Annotated in this window: 24 protein-coding genes; 12 read left to right on the forward strand and 12 right to left on the reverse strand. The window is 68.6% G+C overall.

The features are described from left to right. Positions 1–53: 53 nt before the first annotated feature. From hisD to GRB96_RS12215, 9 genes are all read right to left on the reverse strand, one after another. Entirely contained in the window at positions 54–1,373 is a 1,320-nt protein-coding gene (gene hisD / locus GRB96_RS12175) for a histidinol dehydrogenase (protein ID WP_161432390.1), read from the reverse strand. 52 nt (positions 1,374–1,425) lie between these two features. Beyond that, the gene (gene hisG, locus GRB96_RS12180; protein WP_161432391.1) at positions 1,426–2,079 is read right to left on the reverse strand and encodes an ATP phosphoribosyltransferase; all 654 of its coding nucleotides are present in this window, start codon (positions 2,077–2,079) and stop codon (positions 1,426–1,428) included. Positions 2,080–2,104: 25 nt separating this feature from the next. Continuing rightward, positions 2,105–3,367 carry a UDP-N-acetylglucosamine 1-carboxyvinyltransferase gene (gene murA / locus GRB96_RS12185; protein ID WP_161432392.1) on the reverse strand — a complete coding sequence of 421 codons (1,263 nt, stop codon included), beginning with the start codon at positions 3,365–3,367 and terminating at the stop codon, positions 2,105–2,107. A 14-nt stretch (positions 3,368–3,381) separates the two neighbouring features. Then, positions 3,382–3,636 carry a BolA family protein gene (locus GRB96_RS12190; RefSeq protein ID WP_161432393.1) on the reverse strand — a complete coding sequence of 85 codons (255 nt, stop codon included), beginning with the start codon at positions 3,634–3,636 and terminating at the stop codon, positions 3,382–3,384. Positions 3,637–3,767: 131 nt separating this feature from the next. Next, complete coding sequence (locus GRB96_RS12195; protein ID WP_161432394.1) at positions 3,768–4,103, reverse strand: STAS domain-containing protein; 336 nt, start codon at positions 4,101–4,103, stop codon at positions 3,768–3,770. Next, positions 4,100–4,738, reverse strand: a complete 639-nt coding sequence (locus GRB96_RS12200) for an MlaC/ttg2D family ABC transporter substrate-binding protein (RefSeq protein WP_240894162.1) — start codon at positions 4,736–4,738, stop codon at positions 4,100–4,102. The genes GRB96_RS12195 and GRB96_RS12200 overlap by 4 nt, the downstream gene beginning before the upstream one ends. A gap of 44 nt (positions 4,739–4,782) precedes the next feature. Further along, positions 4,783–5,247 (reverse strand): outer membrane lipid asymmetry maintenance protein MlaD, encoded by a 465-nt coding sequence (gene mlaD, locus GRB96_RS12205; RefSeq protein ID WP_161432396.1) that lies wholly within the window; start codon positions 5,245–5,247, stop codon positions 4,783–4,785. 35 nt (positions 5,248–5,282) lie between these two features. Next, positions 5,283–6,065: a lipid asymmetry maintenance ABC transporter permease subunit MlaE gene (mlaE, locus tag GRB96_RS12210; RefSeq protein ID WP_161432397.1), complete on the reverse strand. Its 783-nt coding sequence runs from the start codon at positions 6,063–6,065 to the stop codon at positions 5,283–5,285. Continuing rightward, complete coding sequence (locus tag GRB96_RS12215) at positions 6,062–6,874, reverse strand: ABC transporter ATP-binding protein (RefSeq protein WP_161432398.1); 813 nt, start codon at positions 6,872–6,874, stop codon at positions 6,062–6,064. Before GRB96_RS12215 ends, mlaE begins: the two co-directional genes overlap by 4 nt. Before the next feature lie 152 nt (positions 6,875–7,026). Between GRB96_RS12215 and GRB96_RS12220 the strand changes: the two genes are divergently transcribed. The 11 genes from GRB96_RS12220 to GRB96_RS12270 all read left to right on the forward strand — a co-directional run bounded on the left by GRB96_RS12220 (position 7,027) and on the right by GRB96_RS12270 (position 15,177). Further along, positions 7,027–7,983, forward strand: a complete 957-nt coding sequence (locus GRB96_RS12220) for a calcium/sodium antiporter (RefSeq protein ID WP_161432399.1) — start codon at positions 7,027–7,029, stop codon at positions 7,981–7,983. A gap of 32 nt (positions 7,984–8,015) precedes the next feature. Continuing rightward, a complete protein-coding gene (locus GRB96_RS12225; protein ID WP_161432400.1) occupies positions 8,016–9,005 on the forward strand; it encodes a KpsF/GutQ family sugar-phosphate isomerase in 990 nt (329 codons plus the stop codon). 21 nt (positions 9,006–9,026) lie between these two features. Beyond that, a complete protein-coding gene (locus GRB96_RS12230) occupies positions 9,027–9,584 on the forward strand; it encodes a KdsC family phosphatase (protein ID WP_161432401.1) in 558 nt (185 codons plus the stop codon). Between the two features lie 4 nt (positions 9,585–9,588). After that, positions 9,589–10,173, forward strand: coding sequence for an LPS export ABC transporter periplasmic protein LptC (lptC, locus tag GRB96_RS12235; protein ID WP_161432402.1), 585 nt, complete (start codon positions 9,589–9,591; stop codon positions 10,171–10,173). Beyond that, positions 10,170–10,700 (forward strand): lipopolysaccharide transport periplasmic protein LptA, encoded by a 531-nt coding sequence (lptA, locus tag GRB96_RS12240; protein ID WP_161432403.1) that lies wholly within the window; start codon positions 10,170–10,172, stop codon positions 10,698–10,700. The genes lptC and lptA overlap by 4 nt, the downstream gene beginning before the upstream one ends. Before the next feature lie 7 nt (positions 10,701–10,707). Continuing rightward, complete coding sequence (gene lptB, locus GRB96_RS12245; RefSeq protein WP_161432404.1) at positions 10,708–11,433, forward strand: LPS export ABC transporter ATP-binding protein; 726 nt, start codon at positions 10,708–10,710, stop codon at positions 11,431–11,433. A gap of 144 nt (positions 11,434–11,577) precedes the next feature. Then, positions 11,578–12,990, forward strand: a complete 1,413-nt coding sequence (locus tag GRB96_RS12250; RefSeq protein ID WP_161432405.1) for an RNA polymerase factor sigma-54 — start codon at positions 11,578–11,580, stop codon at positions 12,988–12,990. A gap of 191 nt (positions 12,991–13,181) precedes the next feature. Continuing rightward, positions 13,182–13,490, forward strand: coding sequence for a ribosome hibernation-promoting factor, HPF/YfiA family (hpf, locus tag GRB96_RS12255; RefSeq protein WP_161432406.1), 309 nt, complete (start codon positions 13,182–13,184; stop codon positions 13,488–13,490). Between the two features lie 7 nt (positions 13,491–13,497). Continuing rightward, positions 13,498–13,965, forward strand: coding sequence for a PTS IIA-like nitrogen regulatory protein PtsN (gene ptsN, locus GRB96_RS12260; RefSeq protein ID WP_161432407.1), 468 nt, complete (start codon positions 13,498–13,500; stop codon positions 13,963–13,965). Between the two features lie 34 nt (positions 13,966–13,999). Further along, on the forward strand, positions 14,000–14,905 hold the full coding sequence (gene rapZ / locus GRB96_RS12265) for an RNase adapter RapZ (RefSeq protein WP_161432408.1): 906 nt from the start codon (positions 14,000–14,002) through the stop codon (positions 14,903–14,905). 2 nt (positions 14,906–14,907) lie between these two features. Continuing rightward, positions 14,908–15,177, forward strand: coding sequence for an HPr family phosphocarrier protein (locus GRB96_RS12270; protein WP_161432409.1), 270 nt, complete (start codon positions 14,908–14,910; stop codon positions 15,175–15,177). Here GRB96_RS12270 and pmbA read toward each other — a convergent pair. Next, on the reverse strand, positions 15,174–16,514 hold the full coding sequence (gene pmbA, locus GRB96_RS12275; protein WP_161432410.1) for a metalloprotease PmbA: 1,341 nt from the start codon (positions 16,512–16,514) through the stop codon (positions 15,174–15,176). The two genes, GRB96_RS12270 and pmbA, sit on opposite strands and share 4 nt — an antisense overlap. 112 nt (positions 16,515–16,626) lie before the next feature. Between pmbA and yjgA the strand changes: the two genes are divergently transcribed. After that, positions 16,627–17,163: a ribosome biogenesis factor YjgA gene (gene yjgA, locus GRB96_RS12280; RefSeq protein WP_161432411.1), complete on the forward strand. Its 537-nt coding sequence runs from the start codon at positions 16,627–16,629 to the stop codon at positions 17,161–17,163. Positions 17,164–17,295: 132 nt separating this feature from the next. Here yjgA and tldD read toward each other — a convergent pair whose 3' ends face one another. Together tldD and GRB96_RS12290 are read right to left on the reverse strand one after the other, a co-directional pair. After that, the gene (tldD, locus tag GRB96_RS12285; RefSeq protein ID WP_161432412.1) at positions 17,296–18,750 is read right to left on the reverse strand and encodes a metalloprotease TldD; all 1,455 of its coding nucleotides are present in this window, start codon (positions 18,748–18,750) and stop codon (positions 17,296–17,298) included. After that, positions 18,747–22,580, reverse strand: coding sequence for a YhdP family phospholipid transporter (locus tag GRB96_RS12290; protein ID WP_161432413.1), 3,834 nt, complete (start codon positions 22,578–22,580; stop codon positions 18,747–18,749). Before GRB96_RS12290 ends, tldD begins: the two co-directional genes overlap by 4 nt. Positions 22,581–22,584: the final 4 nt, after the last annotated feature.

The raw sequence follows: 22,584 nt of genomic DNA on the forward strand, positions 1-22,584 counted from the left end.
GACTCACTCTCCAACCACGACCCACTCTCCCACCACGACTCACTCGGGGCCGCTCACTCCTTGATCCGGTACTCGGCGCTGCGCGCATGGGCAGTAAGCGATTCGCCGCGAGCCAGCACCGAGGCCACCCGGCCCAGCTCCGACGCCCCTTCGGGCGAGCAGTGAATGACCGACGAGCGCTTCTGGAAGTCGTAGACCCCCAGCGGCGACGAGAAACGCGCGGTGCCCGAAGTCGGCAGCACATGGTTGGGGCCGGCACAGTAGTCGCCCAGCGCCTCGGCGGTGTAGCGCCCCATGAAGATGGCACCGGCGTGCCGCACCTCGGGCAACCAACCCTCGGGGTTGGCTACCGAGAGCTCGAGGTGCTCCGGGGCGATGCGGTTGATCAGCGTCATCGCCTCGGCGCGATCGCGGCAATGAATCAGCGCCCCACGCCGGGAGAGCGACTCGCGAACGATCGCCTGGCGCTCCAGGGTCGGCAGCAGCCGGTCGATGGCGGCCTCCACGGCGTCCAGGTGCCCGGCATCCCAACCAACCAGGATCGCCTGGGCGTCCTCGTCATGCTCGGCCTGGGAGAACAGGTCCATGGCCAGCCACTCGGGGTCGGTGCCGCCATCGGAGACCACCAGGATCTCCGAAGGGCCGGCGATCATGTCGATGCCTACCTGGCCGAACACCGCGCGCTTGGCGGTGGCCACGTAGATGTTGCCCGGACCGACGATCTTGTCGACCCGCGGCACCGTCTCGGTGCCGTAGGCCAGGGCCGCAATGGCCTGGGCGCCGCCCACCGTGAACACCCGGTCGACCCCGGCGAGATGCGCCGCGGCCAGCACCAGCTCGTTGAGCACCCCATCCGGGGTGGGCACTACCATGATGATCTCGCGAACGCCGGCCACGTGGGCGGGAATCGCGTTCATCAACACCGAGGAGGGATAGGCCGCCTTGCCACCCGGCACATAGATGCCGGCGCGGTCCAGCGGCATGACCTGCTGGCCGAGCACGCTGCCGTCCGCCTCGGTGTAGTGCCAGGACTCGGGCTTCTGGCGCTCGTGGTAGAGGCGGATACGTTCGGCGGCCTGGGCCAGCGCCTCGCGCTGCTCGGCGGGCAACCCCTCATAGGCCTGGCGCAAGCGCGGTGCACTGAGGGTCAGTTCGGCCATGCTCGATACCGAGAGGCGATCGAAGCGGTTGCTGGCCTCCACCAGGGCGGCATCGCCGCGATCCTTCACCGCGGCGAGAATCTCCGCGACCCGCGCCTGGACCTCGCCGTCGGAGACCCCCTCCCAGGCCAGCAGGTGGTCGAGCCGAGCCGTGAAGTCGGCGTCGGTAGTGGCGAGGCGGGCAATTCCGGAGGGAGCAGTGGTCTCGGTCATGGCAGCATCCATATCGTGTCGGGACTATCCAGTCGGGTCCATCGCCGGCATCTCAGCCCGCGACGCCCTCGCGACGTGCGGTCACCGCCTGCTCGAGGCGCTCGAGCAGCGGCTTGATACGCGCATGCTTCATGGTCATCGACGCCTTGTTGACCACCAGGCGGGTGGAGATCGGCGCGATCAGCTCGCGGGGCTCCATGCCGTTGGCGCGCAGGGTATTGCCGGTATCGACGATATCGACGATCTCGTCGGCCAGGTTCATCAGCGGCGCCAGTTCCATGGCGCCGTAGAGCTTGATCACCTCGGCCTGGATGCCCTGCTCGGCATACCAGCGCCGGGCGACGTTGACGAACTTGGTGGCCACCCGGCGCCGCGCACGGGCCGGCTCGGCGCCGGTGATGCCCGCGGTCATCAGCCGGCAGCGAGCGATCTCCAGGTCCAGCGGCTCATAGAGCCCCGCCGCGCCGTGCTCGAGGAGCACGTCCTTGCCCGCCACCCCCAGATCGGCGGCGCCCAGCTGCACATAGGTCGGCACGTCGGTGGCGCGGATCACCACCAGCTTGACGTCGGGCAGGTTGGTATCGAACAGCAGCTTGCGGCTGCTGCCCAGGTCTTCCGCCGGCTCGACGCCGGCGTCGGCCAGCAGCGGCAGGGTCTCGTCCAGGATACGGCCCTTGGAGAGGGCCACGATCAGTTGTTTGCTCATGCTCTCGCCTTGGTCAGGGTGCAGGCTAGCCCGGTACGCGACGGATGCGCGCGCCGAGCAGCTGCAGCTTCTCCTCGATGCATTCGTAGCCGCGATCGATATGGTAGATACGGTCGACCAGCGTCTCCCCCTCGGCCATCATCGCCGCGATCACCAGCGACGCCGAGGCGCGCAGGTCGGTCGCCATCACCGGGGCACCGGAGAGCTGCTCGACTCCTTCGATCACAGCGGTGTTACCCTCCAGAGCGATCTTCGCCCCCATGCGATTGAGCTCCTGGACGTGCATGAAGCGGTTCTCGAAGATGGTTTCGACTACCCGCGAGGTGCCGTCGGCCACCGCGTTCATGGCCACGAACTGGGCCTGCATGTCGGTGGGAAAGGCCGGATAAGGCGCGGTACGAATATTGACCGGCCGCGGGCGCCTGCCGTGCATGTCCAGCTCGATCCAGTCATCGCCGATGGTGATCTCCGCGCCGGCCTCCTCAAGCTTGGCCAGCACCGCCTCGAGGATATCGGCGCGGGTGCGCCGCACCCGGACGCGTCCGCGTGACAGTGCGGCGGCGACCAGAAAGGTGCCGGTCTCGATGCGGTCGGGCATCACGTCGTGGTAGGCGCCGTGCAGGCGCTCCACCCCCTCGATGGTGATGGTATCGGTACCGTGGCCGCGGATGTTGGCCCCCATCTTGATCAGCAACTCGGCCAGGTCGACCACCTCAGGCTCCCGGGCGGCGTTTTCGAGCACCGTGGTGCCCTCCGCCAGCGCAGCCGCCATCAGCAGGTTCTCGGTACCGGTCACCGTGACGGTATCGAAGAAGATGGTGGCTCCCTTCAGCCGCCCCTCCACCCGGGCACGGATATAGCCGGCCTCGACGCGAATCTCTGCCCCCATGGCCTCGAGGCCACGCAGGTGCAGATCGACCGGACGCGAACCGATGGCGCACCCCCCTGGCAGGGAGACATCGGCGTGGCCGAAGTGAGCCACCAGCGGGCCCAGCACCAGGATCGAGGCACGCATCTTCTTGACCAGCTCATAGGGCGCATCGCAGTGCTTCACCTGGGAACCATCGAGCTGGATGGTCATCTTCTCGCCCATCACCGGCTCCACCCCCAGATGGCCGAGCAGCTCCAGGGTGGTGGTGATGTCCTGCAGGTGCGGCAGGTTGCCGATGGTCACCGGCTCGTCGGCCAGAAGGGTGGCGCAAAGGATGGGCAGGGCGGCGTTCTTGGCACCGCTGACCCACACCTCGCCATCGACCGGCCCGTTGCCGGTAATGATCAACTTGTCCATGGAGGGTCGAGGTCTCAGGCGCGGGAATTCTCCGGCGCGTCTTGCCACTGCGCCGGGGTATAGGTCTTGATGCTCACCGCATGCAGCGCGCCGGAGGCGATCTCGTCGGAGAGCGCGCCATAGATCAGCTGCTGGCGCTTGACGGGTGACATGCCAGCGAACACCTCGCCCACGGCCACCACCTGGAAATTGCAGCCCTCGCCCTGGATATGGAAATCGCAGCCGTCGATACGCGACTCGAGCAGCCCCTTGACGTCACTGGGTTGCATGGTGAGGCACTCCTTGTAGTACTGAAATGAAAGAGCTGAAACGGGTCCGTCGACGACAGCCACCTCGTCGTCGACAGGCAATAGGGATGACCCATGGTAATGAAAAGCACCGCGCTTGGCGATCGCCCCGGCTACTCGCCCGCCGCCTCCAGCGGCAGCAGTCGCTCGAGGCCGGCCAGGTCGGTGAGGCGCCAGAGGGGCGCCGACAGCTGTACCCGCTCCAGGGCGAGCCCGGCACGGCTCGCCGCACGGGCCCACTCCAGCAGCACGGAGAGGGCCGCACTGCTGACGCCGGCGACACCACGCAGGTCGAAGCTCACGGTCTCGCCCGACTCGCGCCCCGCCAGCCAACGACTGCCCGCCTCGGCGAGTGCGGCCGCATGCTCAAAGCCCACTTCGCCGCGCACCACCAGACCAGCATCACCGGCCTCCAGCCTCAGGCCATCGCGCACCAGCAGGTCGCTCACGCGCCCTGCTCCAGCTCCTCGACACCCACCTCCGGCGACCAGCCGTCGATCACGGCGTCGTAATCGCGAGCGTTGTCACGCATCGCCTGATCGAACTGGTTGCGGAAGGTCAGCCCCAGGTTGATGCCGTTGACAATCACGTTGACCACTCGCCATTCGCCACCGGAGAGGCGCAGGGAGTAGCTGACCGGGTAGACGGTACCATCCTCGGCCACCACTTCCATGTCCACGCTGGCCTGATCCTCGTGGCGCTGGGCACGCTGGGCATCGAGCACGCGCAGCTCGCGGTAGTCGAAGGTCACCAGCCCCTTGGCGTAGGTATCGATCAGGGTCTGGCGGAAGGTCTCGACGAAGCGCGAACGCTGCTGCGGCGTGGCGTTGGCGAAATAGCGCCCCATCACGCTGGCGCCGATGTAGCGGAAGTCGGCGATCTCATCGAGGCTGTCGTCGACCAGCGCCTCGAGCTCATCCATGTTGTTGGCGAAGTGATCACGCCGGCCCTCGATCTGGCCGGTCAGCGTCTCGACGCTGTGGCGGATCAACTCATCGGGGCTGCGCTCGGGGGCGGCCTGCACGGTCAGGCTGAACAGCAGGCTCAGCAGCAACGTTGCCAGGGCCAGGGGATAACGGATCATGATCAACGTCTCCATGTCGGGGTCGATGAAAGGTCGGTCAGCGGCTAGTCGCTGACCATGTTTGACACGAACTGCTGGATGAGTTCTTCAAGCACCAGGGCCGACTGGGTATCGCGGATGGTATCGCCGTCGGCCAGGGTCTCGGGGTCGCCGCCCACGGAAAGCCCCACGTACTGCTCGCCGAGCAGGCCCGAGGTCAGGATCGCCGCGGTGGTATCCCGGGAGAGCTGCCCCTGCAGGTCATCGTCGAGCTCGAGCACTACACGGGCATCGTACCAGTCGGTATCGAGCTCGATGGCCGCCACGCGCCCCACCGTGACCCCTGCCATGGTGACCCGTGCGCGGGGCTTGAGGCCGCCGATATTGGCGAAATTGGCCTCCAGGCGGAAGGTATCGCCGGGGGTCTGCAGGGTCATGCCGCTGACCCGCAGGCCGAGGAACACCAGGCCGAGGATGCCGGCGAGCATGAAAAGCCCCACCCCCAGCTCCATGGTTTTGCTGCGCTTCATCAGTATCTCCACACATCAGGGCGATCGTTCGCCGCTCAGGCGAGGCCGCCGAACATCACGGCGGTCAGCACGAAATCGAGGCCGAGCACGGCCAGCGAGGAATAGACCACGGTACGGGTGGTGGCCCGCGAGATGCCCTCCGAGGTGGGCACCAGGTCATAGCCCTGGAAAACCGCGATCCAGGTCACCACCACGGCAAACACCAGGCTCTTGATGATGCCGTTGCCCACGTCGTCGATGAAGTCGACGCTGGCCTGCATGTTGGACCAGTAGGAGCCCTCGAAGACGCCCAGCCAGTCGACCCCGACCAGGTAGCCACCGTAGATGCCCACCACACCGAAGCCCACGGTAAGCAGCGGAAGGGCCACGAAGCCCGCCCACAGGCGTGGCGCCACCACCCGGCGCAGCGGGTCGACGCCGATCATCTCCATGCTGGTCAACTGCTCGGTGGCCTTCATCAGGCCGATCTCGGCGGTCAGTGCCGAGCCGGCGCGCCCGGCGAACAGCAGTGCCGCCACCACCGGGGCAAGCTCACGCAGCAGAGATAGCGCCACCATCTGACCCAGCGCATCCTCGGCACCGAAATCGACCAGGATGGTATAGCCCTGCAGCGACAGCACCATGCCGATAAAGAGCCCCGAGACGAGCACGATGGCCAGCGACAGCACGCCCACGAAATGCATCTGGCGCACCCAGAGGTAGAGGCCCTCACGACTCGGCAGCCCCACGGCGGACTGGACCAGGAAGATGCCGGCGCGGCCAAAGGCCTCGAGCAGGTCGCAGCCGCGGCGCCCGAGGCGCCGGATTCGCTGGATCATCGTGGACCTCCCGGGCTGAGCATGTCGCTGATGAAGTCCACCGCCGGGTAGTGGAAAGGCACCGGCCCATCCGGCTCGCCGTGGACGAACTGGCTGACCCGGGGATCCTGGTCCACGTCGAGGCTCTTGGGCGTGCCATGGGCCATCACCTGGCCATCGGCGACCACGTAGACGTAGTCGGCGATGGTCAGGGTCTCCTTGATATCATGGGAGACCACGATGGAGGTCAGCCCCAGCGCCTGGTTGAGGCGCTTGATCAGCTGCACCAGCACGCCCATGGAGATCGGGTCCTGGCCGACGAACGGCTCGTCATAGAGGATCAGCTCGGGATCCAGGGCGATGGCCCGGGCCAGGGCCACCCGGCGCGCCATGCCCCCGGAAAGTTCCGCGGGCATCAGCTCCCTGGCTCCGCGCAGCCCCACCGCCTCGAGCTTCATCAGCACCAGGTCGCGGACCATGGTACCCGGCAGATCGGTATGCACCCGCAGCGGGAAGGCCACATTCTCGAACACGCTGAGGTCCGAGAACAGCGCCCCGCTCTGGAACAGCATGCCCATGCGCTGGCGCATGGAAAACAGCGCCTTGCGCGACTGGCGATGCACGTCCTGACCCTCGATCAGCACCCGGCCGGCGTCGGGCATGAGCTGGCCGCCGATCAGCTTGAGCAGGGTGGTCTTGCCACTGCCGCTGGGGCCCATGATGGCGGTGATGCCGCCTCGCTGGATCAGCATGTCGACGCCGCGGAAGATCTCCTTGTCGCCACGCGCGAAATGCAGCCCCTCCACCGCCACGAAGGGAGTGTCACTCATCGGCTCAGCCATCCCAGTAAAATTATCGAACATCGTATCCTAACTGCCCTGTCGGGTGCCAGCCCGATGCCGCCAACCCGGCTTGCACCACTGCTGGCCAGCACGTTTAATGGCGCCCTTCCGACATTGGCCGAACGAACGAGACGCTTTCCATGCTGCTTCCCCTGATCGCCGTCGCCGCAGGCCTCGTGGCCCTGCTGTGGAGCGCCGACCACTTCGTCGGCGCGGCGGCCGCCACCGCCCGCCGCGCCGGCATGAGCACGATGCTGGTGGGCATGACCATCGTCGCCCTGGGCACCTCGGCGCCCGAGATCGTGGTCTCGCTGATGGCGTCCCTGGACGGAATTCCCGACCTGGCCACCGGCAACGCCCTGGGCTCCAACATCGCCAATATCGGGCTGGTGCTGGGCATCACCGCGCTGGTGGTGCCAATCCCGGTACGCTTCTCCATCGTGCGCCGCGAGCTGCCGCTGCTGCTCGGCGCCACCGGACTGGCCGGCTACGCCCTGGCCAACGGTCACCTGGGGCGGATAGATGCCGCGCTGCTCATCGCCCTGCTGGTGTTCAGCCTGTGGTGGCTGTTCCGTGCCGATACCCCGGACGCCAAGGAGGAAGTGGCAGGCGAGATACCCGACATGACGCTGGCGCGTGCACTGCTGTGGCTGGTGGCGACCCTCGCGGTGATGGTCGCCGGCTCCCGGGGCCTGGTGTGGGGGGCCAGCGAACTGGCCCGCAGCATGGGGGTCAGCGAGCTGGTCATCGGCCTGACCATTGTCGCCATCGGTACCAGCCTGCCCGAACTGGTGGCCTGCGTGGCCAGCGCCCTCAAGCGACACCACGACCTGGCCATCGGCAATATCATCGGCTCCAACCTCTTCAACCTGCTGGCGGTACTGCCGGTACCCGGCCTGCTTGCGCCGGGCCCGACCGACCCCGCCGCCGGCGAGCGTGACTATCCGCTGCTGCTGGTGCTGACCCTGGTACTCGGCGCCCTGCTGCTGTGGCACCGCCGCAACCATCTGGGTCGCCTCCCCGGCGCGGCACTGGCGGCCAGCTATTTCGGCTACCTGATCTGGCTCGGCACGACCAGTCTGGGCGGCGGCTCTTGAGTGAACCCCTCGAACAGGCAACAATCGTCGCCATGACATCCGATACCCCCTCGGCCGGTTCGGCCCTCCGTGACAGCGCCAAACGCACCCTTCGCCTCGAGCAGCAGGCCGTGGGCGCCCTGGTGGCGCGCCTCGATGACGCCTTCGACAGCGCCTGCGAACTGATCCTGGCCTGCCACGGCCGGGTGGTGGTCACCGGCATGGGCAAGTCGGGCCATATCGCGGGCAAGATCGCTGCCACCCTGGCCAGCACCGGCACGCCGGCCTTCTTCGTGCATCCCGGCGAGGCCAGCCACGGCGACCTCGGCATGATCACGCCTGGCGACGTGGTGCTGGCCCTCTCCAACTCGGGCGAGACCGCCGAGGTAACCGCCCTGCTGCCGCTGCTCAAGCGCATGAAGGTGCCGCTGATCAGCATGACCGGCCGCCCGGCCTCGAGCCTGGCCCGCCACGCCGAGGCGCATCTCGATGTCGGTGTCGAACGCGAGGCCTGTCCTCTCGACCTCGCCCCGACCGCCTCCACCACCGCCGCCCTGGCCATGGGGGATGCCCTGGCCGTGGCCCTGCTGGAGTCGCGCGGCTTCACCGCCGAGGACTTCGCCCTTTCCCATCCCGGGGGCAGCCTCGGCAAGCGGCTGCTGCTGCGCGTCGGTGACCTGATGCACTCGGGTGACAGGCTGCCCCGGGTGGCACTGGGCAGTCCGCTGCGCGACGCCCTGCTGGAGATCACCCGCCAGGGGCTGGGCTTCACCTGCGTGGTAGCTCCCGACGGCCGCCTCGCCGGGGTCTATACCGATGGCGACCTGCGCCGCACCCTGGACCAGCACAGTGACCTCACCGGGCTGACCGTGGATGAGGTGATGACCTGCCCCGGCAAGCGCGTCTCCCCGGAGACCCTGGCCGCCGAGGCGGTAAGCCTGATGGAAGACCACCGCATCTCCGCCCTGGCCGTGGTCGATGACGAGGGCCGCCCCGTGGGCGCCCTGCATATGCACGACCTGCTCGCCAGCGGCGTGATCTGACCTCAACGACACGGAGTCCCCATGACCCATACCTCCCCCCTGCAGGATCCGCTGCTGACCGACCGCCTGCGCCGCATCCGCCTGCTCGCGCTTGATGTCGACGGCGTGCTCACCGACGGCCAGCTCTACTTCCAGGCCGACGGCATCGAGATCAAGGCCTTCAATGTCCAGGATGGTCACGGCCTCAAGCTGCTCAAGCGTGCCGGCATTCAGGTCGCGCTGATCACCGGCCGTGAATCCCCCACCGTGAGTCGCCGCGCCGCTGCCCTGGGCATCCAGCATGTCTTCCAGGGTGTGGAGAAGAAGCTGCCGGTGCTGCGGGAGCTCACCGCACGCCTGGGCCTGGAGTTCGACCAGGTGGCCTACTGTGGCGACGACATGCCCGATGTCGGCGCCATCCGCCGTGCCGGCGTGGGCATCAGCGTGCCCAATGCACCAGCCTATATCCAGAAGCACGCGGACTGGGTCACCGAACGCAGCGGCGGCCAGGGCGCCGCCCGCGAGATCGCCGACACCCTGCTGCGCGCCCAGGGCCACTGGGACGCGGTGATCGACACCTACCTCCACGGGGCCGGCTGAGATCATGGCCCTGCCGCGCCCCGGCTTTCGCACCTGGCTGACCCTGCTGCTGCTGGCGCTGGGCGGAGGCCTGGCGCTGCTCGACCTGCGCGACCCCAGCCCCACCGGTCAGGTACCGCGCGATGCCGCGGGCGAACCCGACTTCTACCTCGAGAATGCCCGCCTCACCCGCTTCGACAGCGAGGGCCGGCCCCACCAGCGGGTGACCACGCCGCGGCTGGTGCATACCCCGGTAGACGACGTGACCCGCCTGGAGACGCCGCTTGCCCGGCTCCACGACCGCGAGGGTCGGCTATGGCTGGCCGAGGCCGAGCGCGGCGAGCTGGGGGCGGGAGGCAACCCGCTGCTGCTCGACGGTGACGCCCGCCTGCGCGCCCCCGCTGAGCGCTGGGAGCTCGAGACCGAGACGCTGCACTACGATGCCGACACCGGGCATGCCTGGAGCACCACCCCGGCCACGCTGCGCCAGCCCCCCCAGCGCATGAGCGGCGAGCGTTTCGACGCCTGGCTTCATGACAACCGGGCGCGCCTGACCGACAATGTGCGCGGCCACCATCCGCCCGAGACAGCCGAGGAGTCCTCGCCATGACGCGCCATCCGCTCTCCACACTGGCCTGTGCACTGCTGCTGGCGCTGGCTATCGCCCCCGCCAGCCAGGCACAGAACCAGTCCCAGAATCAGGATGCCAATGCCCCCATCCTGGTCGAGGCGGACCGCCTCGACCTGGACGACCGCGCCGGCACCGCCGTCTACACCGGCAACGTGGATATCCGCCAGGGCAGCATGCGCCTGACCGGCAACCGAGTGGAGATCCGCCGCAACGCGGCCGGCGAGCTCTCCCTGGCCACCGCCACCGGCGAACGGGCCTACCTCGAACAGCAGCCCGATCCCGCCGAGCCGGTGGTCAAGGGGTGGGGCCGCACCGTCATCTACCACGTGGCCGAACGCCGCGTGGAGCTGATCGATCGCGCCGAGCTCCACCAGGGCGGCGACACCTTCGAAGGCGGCTATCTGGAGTACTTCCTCGACCGCCGCGTGGTGCAGGCCCGCGCCGATGCCGAAGGCGTCGAAGGCAGCCAGCGAATCCGCATGACGCTCCAGCCGGAACAGCAGTAAGGATGCCATGAAGACCCTACACGCCCGTCACCTGGCCAAGAGCTACAAGCGCCGCCGCGTGGTGCAGGACATCGGTCTGTCTATCCCCCAGGGCAGCATCGTCGGACTGCTGGGGCCCAACGGCGCCGGCAAGACCACCTCCTTCTATATGATCGTGGGACTGGTGCGTGCCGATGCGGGCTCGGTGGCCATCGATGACCTGGATCTCTCCCGGGCCGCCATGCACGAGCGAGCCCGGGCGGGGATCGGTTACCTGCCCCAGGAGGCCTCGATCTTCCGCAAGCTGTCGGTGGCCGACAACATCATGGCCATCCTCGAGACCCGCAAGGATCTCGACCGGGAGGGCCGTCGCGCACGCCTGGAACAGCTGCTCGAGGAGTTCCATGTCACGCATATTCGCGACAACCCGGGCATGAGCCTTTCCGGCGGAGAGCGGCGCCGGGTGGAGATCGCCAGGGCGCTGGCGACGGAACCCGCTTTCATCCTGCTCGACGAGCCCTTCGCCGGGGTCGACCCGATCTCGGTGGGCGAGATCAAGGGCATCATCCGCCAGCTCAAGGCCCGCGGCATCGGCGTGTTGATCACCGACCACAACGTCCGCGACACCCTCGACATCTGCGACAGCGCCTATATCGTCGGCGACGGCAAGATCATCGCCGAGGGCGACGCTGAATCGATCCTCGCCAACCAGAGGGTGCGCGAGGTCTACCTCGGTGAAGACTTCCGCCTGTGATCACCGGCCGGAACAAGCGCCTCACTATATTCATATTCCGGCGGGCAATCCATCAATGGCATGATTATTGCTTAAAGACTTATTGCGCCCTGCGAGGCCAGGCGCTAGGGTAAGGCTTTCCGACACGCCAGGAGGACGCCTGCCATGGCCATGAAGGCATCCCTGCAGTTGCGGGTCGGCACCCAGCTGACCATGACACCCCAGTTGCAGCAGGCCATCGCCCTGCTGCAGCTCTCCACCCTGGACCTGCGCCAGGAGATCCAGCAGGCGATGGAGAACAACCCGCTGCTGGAGCTCGACGACGGGTTCGGCGAGCAGGCCACTCAGGAGCCCGCGGAAGACGACTGGGCAAACGAGATTCCCGAACAGCTCGTCACCGACAGCGACTGGTCCGACACCTACCAGGACCTGGGCGCGCCCGCCGGCGGTGAGGGGCCCGATTTCGAGCGCCAGGCCCAGGGCCAGAGCCTCCAGAGCCACCTCGCCTGGCAGCTGGCGATGAGCGACCTCGATCCCCGGGCACGACAGATCGCCGAGAGCCTGATCGATGCCGTGGACGATGCCGGCTACCTGGCCGCCCCCCTCGACGAGATCCGTGACGGCCTGAAGCAGCAGGGCCTTGCCGACCTGCGCAGCCCGGAGATGGAGCGGGTGCTGCTGCGCCTGCAGCAGTTCGAACCCACCGGCATCTTCGCACGCGACCTGCGCGAATGCCTGCAGCTGCAGCTCGCCGCCTTCCCCGACGACACACCGCTGCTGCCCCAGGCGCGGCGCCTGGTACGCCAGTTCCTGGAGGCCCTGGCCAGCGGCGACCGACGCCTGCTCAAACGGCGTCTGGGGCTGGACGATGCCACGCTCGACGCCACCATCAGCCTGGTGCGAGGTCTGGACCCACGACCCGGCAGTGCCTTTGCCAGCGTGACCGACGACTATGTGATCCCCGACCTCGTCGCCTTCCACGACCGGGGTGGCTGGCACGTCGAACTCAACCCCGAGGCACTGCCAAGGCTGCGCATTCAACCCGATTACGCCGCCCTGGTGCGCCGCGCCGACAGGAGTGACGACAACCAGTTCCTGAAGGAGCACCTCCAGGAGGCGCGCTGGTTGATGAAGAGCCTGTCCAGCCGCAACGACACCCTCCTGCGAGTGGGCCGTGAGATCCTGGCCCGCCAGCTCGACTTCCTCGAGCGCGGCGAAGAGGCGATGAAGCCACTCATCCTGGCCGATATCGCCCAGGCGGTGGAGATGCACGAATCCACCATCTCGCGGGTCACCACCCAGAAGTTCATCCACACGCCGCGGGGGGTGTTCGAGCTCAAGTACTTCTTCTCCAGCCAGGTCCGTGGCGAGGGCGATGGCGACGCCCACTCCAGCACCGCCATCCGCGCACACATCCGCAAGCTGATCCAGGCGGAACCGCCACGCAAGCCGCTCTCCGACAGCAAGCTGGTCAGCCTGCTCGACGAAGCCGGCATCAAGGTCGCGCGCCGCACCGTAGCAAAGTACCGCGAGGCCATGGGCATCCCCTCTTCCAGCGAACGCAAGCGGCTGGGATAACCCCGCGCGGCGCCGCACCGTGGCACTCTCCAAAGCTTACCCGCGAGGCCATGGGCATCCCCTCCTCCAGCGAACGCAAGCGGCTGGCATGACCCGCGTCATCACGGGCATCCAGGGCGTCAGCACGGGGGGTATGCAAGGCAGGAAAAAGGGTTACAATCGAAGCACAACCAACGAGCAAGGAGCGTGTCATGCAAGTCAACATCACCGGCCATCATGTGGAACTGACCGATGCCCTGCGTGACTATGTCAGCGAGAAACTGACGCGCGTGGAGCGCCACTACGACAATATCACCAACGTGCAGGTGACCCTGTCGGTGGAGAAGGAGCGCCAGTCTGCTGCCTGCACCCTGCACGCCGCCGGTGCCGATCTGCACGCCGAGGCTCAGGAGAACGACATGTACGCCGCCATCGATGCCCTGGCCGACAAGCTGGACCGCCAACTGGTCAAGCACAAGGAAAAGGCTCAGGCCCGCGCCCAGGGCGCCGGCGCTCGCTGAGTCCACGATGTCGTCTCTCGAAACCATCCTGCCCCCCGAGCGCACCCTCTTCGATGTGCCCGGGGGGAGCAAGAAGCGGGTGCTGGAGTTCTTCAGCACCTTCATTGCCCAGAATACTCCCAGCCTCGACAGCCAGGAGGTGTTCGCGCGGCTGATCGCCCGCGAACGCCTGGGCAGTACGGGGATCGGCAATGGCGTGGCCATCCCGCATGCCAGAAGCCCCCACTGCAAGGCCCCCATCGCCGGCTTCCTGAAGCTGGCCGAGCCGGTGGATTTCGATGCCATCGACGGCGAGCCCGTCGACCTGGTGTTCGTGCTGCTGGTGCCCGAGGAGGCCGATGCTGCCCACCTGACCCTGCTGGCCCAGGTGGCCGGCATCATGAACGACGTCGACACCCGAACTCGCCTGCGCCGAAGCACCAGTCAGCGAGAACTCCACGAGGGCCTGATCGAGGCCATCCGACGACAGGGCTGAGCACCCGCTCGGCCAGGACGACCAGGAGATCCCCATGCAGCTCGTGATCATCAGCGGCCGTTCCGGCTCGGGCAAGTCGATCGCCCTGCAGGCCCTGGAGGATCTCGGCTACTACGCCATCGACAACCTGCCAGCCATGCTGCTGGGCTCACTGGTCGACGAGCTGGGCAACCCCGAGTCCCCTCGCTCCTCGATTGCCGTCAGTATCGACGCCCGCAACCTGCCCCAGGCCCTGAAGCGCTTTCCCAGCCTGCTCGAGGAGGTGCGTGACCGCGGCATCGACTGCCAGGTGATCTACCTCACCACCGACGCACGCATCCTGATCGAGCGCTACTCTGCCACCCGGCGCCGCCACCCCCTAACCCGCGGAAGCGAGATGACGCTGGCCGAGGCGATCGACTCCGAGGAGCAGGCGCTGGCCGAGATCCGTGACCTGGCCGACCTGGTGATCGACACCTCACGGCTGTCGGTGCACGAGCTGCGCGGTCGCATCGCCGACCAGGTGGCCCGGCATCGCCCCGAGCAGCTGACCCTGACCGTGGAATCCTTCGGCTTCAAGCGCGGCGTGCCCCTCGACGCCGATCTGGTGTTCGATGCCCGCTGCCTGCCCAATCCCTACTGGGACCCGCGCCTGAGGCCGTTCACCGGCCAGGACCCAGAGATCATCGCCTTCCTCGAGGGCTATCCCCTGGTCCAGGCGATGCTCGAGGATATCCACGCCTGGCTGACCCGCTGGCTACCCAGCTACGAGGCCAGCCATCGCAGCTACCTGACCGTGGCCATCGGCTGCACCGGCGGGCAGCATCGCTCGGTTTATATCGCCGAGCGGCTGGCGATGCAGCTGGCACAGAGCCAGACCCATGTACGCCTGCGCCACCGTGAGCTGGGCACCCAGAACACCCTGCCCGGCCCCGACGCCACACCTCATCAAGGAAGTTGAGCGTGCCGCAACGCAAGCTGACCCTGACCAACAAGCGCGGGCTCCACGCCCGCGCCGCCACCCGGCTGGTGCAGTGCTGCCAGCCCTTCGACGCACGCATCTGCGTGGCCAATGGCGCCATGCAGGGCGCGGCAGACAACATCATGTCGCTGCTGATGCTCGCCGCCCCCTGCGGCACCGAACTCACCGTCAGCGCCGAGGGGGAGGATGCCGAGACGGCCCTCGACGCCGTGCAGGCGCTGTTCGAGGCCCGCTTCGACGAGGATGACTAGCTGCCGGCCACGGTCATCTCGTCGATCAGCCAGCTGCCGGTATGGATGCTTCCGCGGGTGTCGATATCGCTGCCCACGCCGGCCAGTCCGCGGAACATCGCCTCCAGGTTACCGGCGATGGTGAACTCCTCCACCGGGTACTGGATCTTGCCGTTCTCAACCCAGAAGCCTGCCGCGCCGCGCGAGTAGTCGCCGGTGACAGCATTGACGCCCTGCCCCATCAGCTCGGTGACCAGTACGCCGCGCCCCATGCGGGCGAGCAGCTCGTCGCGTGAGGCCAGCGGCGCCGCGATGCGCAGGTTGCGGGCGCCGCCGGCGTTGGCGGTGGTCTGCATGCCGAGGCGGCGGGCACTGTAGGCCGAGAGCATGTAGCTGGCCAGGCGCCCGTTCTCGATGAACACATTGTCGCGGGTCTGCACGCCGTCGTTGTCGAAGGGCAAGCTGGCCATGGCGCCGATCTCCATGGGCTTCTCCTGCAGGCTGAACCACTCGGGGAAGAGCTCATCGCCGAGGCGGTCGCAGAGGAAGGAGGACTGGCGGAACAGCGCTCCGCCGGCGATGGCGCCCATCAACGAGCCGACCAGGCCCGCGGCCAGGTTGGGGTCGAAGAGTACCGGCATGCGCCCGGTGGCCGGCCGGCGGGCGCCCAGGCGCCGCAGGGTGTGCTCGGCGGCGCTCTCGCCGACGCGCTCGGGAGCCAGCAGGTCGCGGGGGTTCCGGGCGCTGGTAAAGTCGTAGTCGCGCTGCATGCCGGCAGCGTCCTCGGCGATCAGCATGCAGGAGAGGGAGTGGCGGCTGCCGCACTGGCTGCCCAGGAAACCGTGACTGTTGGCATAGACCCGCACCCCCTCGCCGCTGGAGAGCGAGGCCCCGTCGGAGCTCTTGATTCCCGCCTTGCCGCGACCGGCAGCCTCGCAGGCCAGCGCCAGGTCGATCGCCTCCTCGGTGGTCAGCGGCCAGGGGTGGTGCACGTCGAGATCCGGCAGGTGGGTGGCCATCAGCTCGGGGTCGGCGAGGCCGGCGGCGGGATCCTCGCCGGTGTAGCGGGCGATGGCGATGGCCTTCTCGACCACGGCACGAATGGAGGCCTCTCCGGCGTCGGTGGAGGAGGCACTGCCCTTGCGCTGCCCGAGATAGACGGTCACCGCGATGCCCTGGTCACGAGAGAGCTCGACGGTCTCCACTTCCCCTTCGCGCACGCTGACACCGACGCCCTGGTCGACGCTGGCGCCCACTTCGCAGGCGTCGGCACCGAGCTTGCGGGCCAGCTCCACGGCCTGTCGGGAACGGCTCTCCAGCTGGATCTGCTGGGCGACGGCATCGAAAGCCTGAGTCATCTCTATCCTCCTTCGGCGGACCCAGAGGCCGCGCCTGTGATGTTCATTCTCAGCCCGGTGTAGCGGGCTGGTATACTGTCGGGACACCCAGCCCCCAACCGATGGAAGCGGCATGTCCCAGGAATCTCCCCGCGAGCTGCTCGACCAGATCCTTCAGCAGCCGGACAACGACGAACGCCCCAGCAAGTCCCAGCTCAAGCGCGAGATGCAGGCGCTGCAGACGCTGGGCGAACAGATCATCGCCATGACACCCGGCGAGCGGGCGCGCTTTCCGCTCTCCGACGACATGCTCGCCGCGGTGGAGGAGACCACGCGCATCCGCTCCCACGAGGGGCGACGCCGCCATATGCAGTACATCGGCAAGTTGATGCGTCGCGAGGACCTCGAGGCGATCCGGGCCGTCCACGACGAGATCGAGCAGGAGACGCTGCGCCGCGACCACGCCTTCCATCGCCTCGAGAAGTGGCGTGACCGCCTCGTCGACGAGGGCGACGCCGCAGTGGAGGCCTTCGTGGCCGACTACCCCGACGCCGACCGCCAGGCCCTGCGCCAGCTGATCCGCAATGCCCAGCGCGAGCGCGAACGGGGCAAGCCCCCGGCCAGCGCCCGCAAGCTGTTCAAGCTGATCCGCGATACCGCGGGGCTGTAGGTCTCGCACTGCTCGGGGCTGATCCGGCGGCAAGCTTGCAAGGGGGCGCTGTGAATACCTCCCTGTACGCTACCGATTCCTTCCCTGGAATCGAACCTCCTCTTCAGCTTGCCCCCGGCGCCCCTCGCTCGATCAGGAAGCAGTACCACCCACGGTCAGCTCGTCGATCTTGAGGGTCGGCTGGCCGACGCCCACGGGCACGCCCTGGCCCTCCTTGCCGCAGACGCCAATGCCGCTATCCAGCTCCATGTCATGGCCGATCATCGACACCTGCCCCATCACCTCGGGGCCGTTGCCGATCAGCGTCGCGCCCTTCACCGGGGCGGTGATCCGGCCATCTTCGATCAGGTAGGCCTCGCTTGCCGAGAACACGAACTTGCCCGAGGTGATGTCCACCTGGCCGCCGCCGAAGCTCACCGCATAGAGGCCACGCCTGACGCTCTTGAGGATATCGGCGGGGTCGTCCTGCCCGGCCAGCATGACGGTGTTGGTCATGCGCGGCATGGGCAGGTGGGCGAAGGACTCGCGGCGTGCGTTGCCGGTGGGCGCCATGCCCATCAGCCGGGCATTGAGCTTGTCCTGCATGTAGCCGGTCAGGATGCCATCCTCGATCAACGGGGTGCGCTGACCGGCAGTGCCTTCATCGTCGACACTCATCGAGCCGCGGCGGTCGGCCAGGGTGGCATCGTCCACCACTGTCACCCCCGGCGCGGCCACGCGCTGGCCCATGCGTCCCGCGAAGGCCGAGCTGCCCTTGCGGTTGAAGTCGCCCTCCAGGCCGTGACCCACCGCCTCGTGGAGCAGGATGCCGGGCCAGCCTGGTGCCAGCACCACCGGCAGCTGGCCGGCCGGGGCGTCGACCGCCTCCAGGTTGACCAGTGCCTGGCGTACCGCCTCCTTCGCATAGCGCTCGGCCACGCCTTCGTCGCGCAGGCGCGACATGGGATAGCGGCCACCGCCACCGGCGCTGCCGCGCTCGCGACGCCCGCCCCGCACCGCAATCACGCTGACGTTGAAGCGCACTAGGGGGCGGATATCCGCCGCCAGGGTGCCGTCGCTGGCACGCACCAGCACCACCTCATGGACCCCGGAGAGCGAGGCACTGACCTGGCTGACCGAGGGATCGGCGGCGCGGGCCACGCGATCCGCCTCCTTGAGCATGGCGACCTTTTCCTCGGCAGAGAGGCCTGAGAGCGGGTCGACCCCGGCATAGCGCGCCGTGGGCGTGACGGCGACAGGAACGCCCAGGCTCAGGCGCTTGCCGCTGCGCACGATGCCCGCGGCGGTGCGCCCGGTCTCGCCCAGGGCGTCGGCGGTGATCTGGTTGGAGTAGGCGAAGCCGGTCTTCTCGCCGGCCAGGGAGCGCACGCCCACCCCGCCGTCGATATTGTAGCTGGCCTCCTTGACCTCGCCGTCCTCCAGCACCCATCCCTCATGCCAGCTGCGCTGGAAGTAGAGGTCGGCATAGTCGATGCCCGGGCCCATGGCGTGGCCAAGGCCAGCATCCAGGTCATCCAGGGAGAGGCCGCCGGGAGCCAGCAGGATACCGGCGGCTTCGTCTAGCAGTGCGTGTCTCGCTTGGGTCATTCGGCGCTTTCCACTGAGATCTGCGGCGCGGTCCAGGGACCGAGCACGCGATAATGAATTCGGGTCACGCTGTCGATGGCATCACCGAACAGGCGGTCGGCAATGAACAGGGCGCCACCTACCACCGGGGCGCCGGCGATCACCGCGGCCAGCGGCAGGTTGCGGCTGACGGGTACCGTGACCCCCAGCCGCATGTCGAGTTCCCGCCGTGCCAGCTCGACGCTGCCATCCACAGAGAAGCGGGTGGCGGGCCCCACGACCTCGACCGGCCCCCGTGTCTCGAGACTGCCACCATACAGGGTCGCCGCGCCACTGACACGATCGAAGGCGGTCCCCTGTCCGGTCACGTCGGAGAAGTCCAGACGCAGGCGACGTACCAGGTTGTCGATATTGAGCAGACCCACCAGGCGCGCCGGGGTGGATTCCAGATTGACGAAACGCCCGTCACGCAGCTCCGCCTCCACGCTGCCCCGGGAGCGCTCCAGGGCAAACTGCCAGGGGGCCCCCGGCCAGGCGAGCTGACTCTTGACCCGGGTCTCCTGGCTGCGGATCACCGCCTCCTGCCCAAGGCGCTCGAGCGCCGTGCCAAGGTCGCGCCCATCCAGGTCGAGACGCGCACGGGTCAGGCTGGCCCCGGCACCGGCTGCCTCCCAGACCAGTTCGCCGCGGGCACTGACCTCGCCCAGGGTCAGCCCCAGGGGCGCGATAGTGAGTCGCTCGGGTGTGGCCTGCCAGCGGGCGGTCAGGGGGCCCAGCCGCTGGCCGGCGCGTTCGTTGTCGGCAACACGCAGGCGACCGTCGGGGAGGTCGCCCACCCAGCCGGGCAGTGGCTGCGGCTCGGGTGGGGTGGCGATCTCGTCGAACAGCGAGCCGACTTCGCGACTGCCCGGCATCAGCGCATCCAGGGAGAGCCGAGCCAGTCCGATATCCAGGGGCTCGGCGAGTTGGGGCCGGTAGTCGAGCTGCCCCTCCAGCAGGCTGCCATCCAGCGCCAGGCGCCAGCCGCCTCCGGATTGAGGGCGTGCCGTGGCGTAGAAGGAACCCAGACAGCGGTCATCGTGATGCAGGCAGTCACTCGCCAGGCGCGCCTCGCGCAGATTCAGGGCGCCGCCCGCCGTTCCCGAGCCGGCACCCACCAGGCCGGAGAGCGACTCGCCCCAGGCGGCGGGTGACAGCCTCGGCAGGTAGGCGTCGACCCACCAGCCCGCCCCCGTTGGCCAGCTGCCGGAGGCCGGGCGACCCAGCCACACCTGTCCCTGGCCGCTGTCGCCACCCGGCAGCGCCCGCCAGCGCAGTGCCAGCGCCTCACCCAGGCGCCCCTCCAGGCGCCCTTCGGTCAGGTCCATGTCGAGCCGCAGCGGACGCGTCTCCCCCGCCGACTTGCCCAGCGGGGCAGGCAGGTCGGCGGCCAGCCCCTGGAGAGTGCTCTCCAGACGCAAGGAAACGCTCTCGCCGACGCCCAGCCGTCCGCGCCAGTCGAAACGGCCCGACAGCCGTTCGCCGAGTGCGGTGACACCGCCCAGCTCGAGCAGCGCTCTCGTCTCGGCCGTGCCGGCAAGCTCGAGACCACCCTGCAGGGTGTCGATATCGGCCTGCACCGGCCCGCCCAGCGCCTGGCCCTCGATGCGTCCCTCGAGACCGCCCTCGTCGCCACGCTGGCGCCAGGCAAGCGGCCCCGCGAGGTCGCGGAAAGCAAGGCCAAGGGGACGATACTCCAGGCGCGGGAAGGCGGTCTCGGTGACGATATCCAGCTCGAGGCCCTCGGGCTCGGCCAGGGGCAGCGCCAGGGAGAGCGCGCCCTCGGCACGCCCCTCGGCCTGCCAGGCATCCAGAGCCTCCATCCCCTCCACCGGCATGGCCAGCAGGAAGCGACGCAGCCCGGCCGCCTCGGTGGCCAGCTGGCCCTCCACCTCGAGGCGCTCGTCGGCCAGGCGTACCCGGCCATCGCGGGCCTCCACGCCGAGGCTCTCGGCGTGGGTCACCTCGGCGTCGAGTACGCCGTCGTCGAGGCGCAACCGGCCCCCGATGCCCTCCAGCATCGGCCAGCCCGGGGCGATGGGCAGGCGACCATCGCGAATGGCGAGGTCGAGGCCGAAGCTCGCCGCGACGCGCTCGTCGCGGCCCCCTGAGAGCGGCACATGCAGGCGCAGCGAACCCTCGGGCACCCGCCCCGCCACGCCGTCGGCGAGCCAGTCGTGCAGTTCATCACCGAGGATACCCACCGGCAGCCACTCGATAAGCGGTGTCTCCACGGCATCGACCTCCTCGAGGGCCAGGGTCAGGCCGAAACCACCCCGGGCACCACTGCCGACGGAGAGGCCGAAGCCGCCGCTGACCTCGGCGCCGTTCCAGCCCACCACAAGGTCGCGGCCGCTGACCATGCTGCGCGGGCCATCGTAGACCCAGCGCACCTCGCCCGAGGCGTGCTCGAGCGCCATGGGGCCGGCGAAGACCTCGGGAAAATGCAGCGTGGCGGCGTCGCCGCCGACGAAGCGCACCAGCCCGCTCCCCCCGCGGGCTTCCACCCACATGTCGAAGGGCCCACCGCCCGGCGCCTGCTGCCAGGGCGAGACCTCCACCCCGCGCAGTGCGGCCCGCGCCTGCCACTCTCCCTCCTGGAAACCCAGGCCGAAGCCCATCACGCGCCCGCGCGGGTCGAGGCTGTCCACCACCCGGGACAGGGCCTCGGGCAGCGGGACCCGGTCACGCCAGGCGGCCAGCGAACCCAGGTCGAAGGCACTGGTGTTGAGCCACCAGCCGTCGGCATCACCGCTCAGGTGCCAGCGATAGGGCAAGGCCGGGCCCCAGCGAGGTGCGGGGACATCTGGCTCGCTGGCATCGGGACTCTCGGCGTCGCCCTGGAACCACGCCTGCCAGCCACTCTCTCCCTTCAACCACTGGCCGCGCCCGGTAACGCTGTCGAGTTCCAGGTCATGGCGCTCTCCCGCCGCGTCCCGGTGGCTGACCGCCAGCCGTTCGATGTCCAGGGCCAGGCGGGCGTCGGCCAGGCTGCCGCCTTGCCAGCGTCCCCACAGGCTCGCCTCACCGCGCGCCTCGTCGAGGCGCAGCGGCTGGCTGTTACCCAACACCGCGGCCAGCTCCACCAGGCTGTCGAGACGCAACTCGGCCTGCAGGGCGGCGCCGAAATCGCGAAATCCGGCCTGGCCCGGCAGCACCTCCAGGGCCACCTGCATGGCAACATCCGGATCGCCCACCAGGCGCAGTTCCCCCTCGAGATGGGCGCGTCGGTCATCGCCGGTCATCAGCAGTCGCGGCGCCTCGAAGGCGACCCGCCGTTCACGGCCATGCAGCACCACGTTCACCCGCTCGGCCCAGGCGCGCTGACGCAGCAGGACCCCGACCCAGAAGTCGATACGTTCCAGGTCGAGCTCGCCTTCGGGCTGCAGTTCGGGCGGTAGCTCGGCGGGATCGGGCCAGTGCCAGCCCCCGTCGGGAGTCTGGTAGAGGTGCAACGTCACGCCCTCGAGGCGAGCATCCTCCACCACCGGCAGCCCTTCGCGCAGGCTCTGCCAGCTGTCCAGGCGCAGGTGGCCCGACCGGACCTCCAGCAGCGGCCTGTCACCCTCCCGGGTGCTCAGGCTCAGATCATCCAGGCTGAGGTGCGGGTCGAGGTACGCCAGGCCGCCTTCCAGGGAGGCGATCCGCACCTCCGCCGCGAAACGCGCCGAGAGCAGCGCCTCCAGCCGCGGCACCAGGCCATCGGCCAGCCCCAGCGCCAGGCGCGCCAGCAGCACCAGCAGCGCCACCCCCGCCAGCAGCAAGGCCACCAGGGTCAGGGTCCAGCGAATCACCGGGCGAGTCATGGCCATGGGC

The sequence above is a fragment of the Halomonas alimentaria genome (assembly GCF_009902005.1).
GTDB lineage: Bacteria > Pseudomonadota > Gammaproteobacteria > Pseudomonadales > Halomonadaceae > Halomonas > Halomonas alimentaria.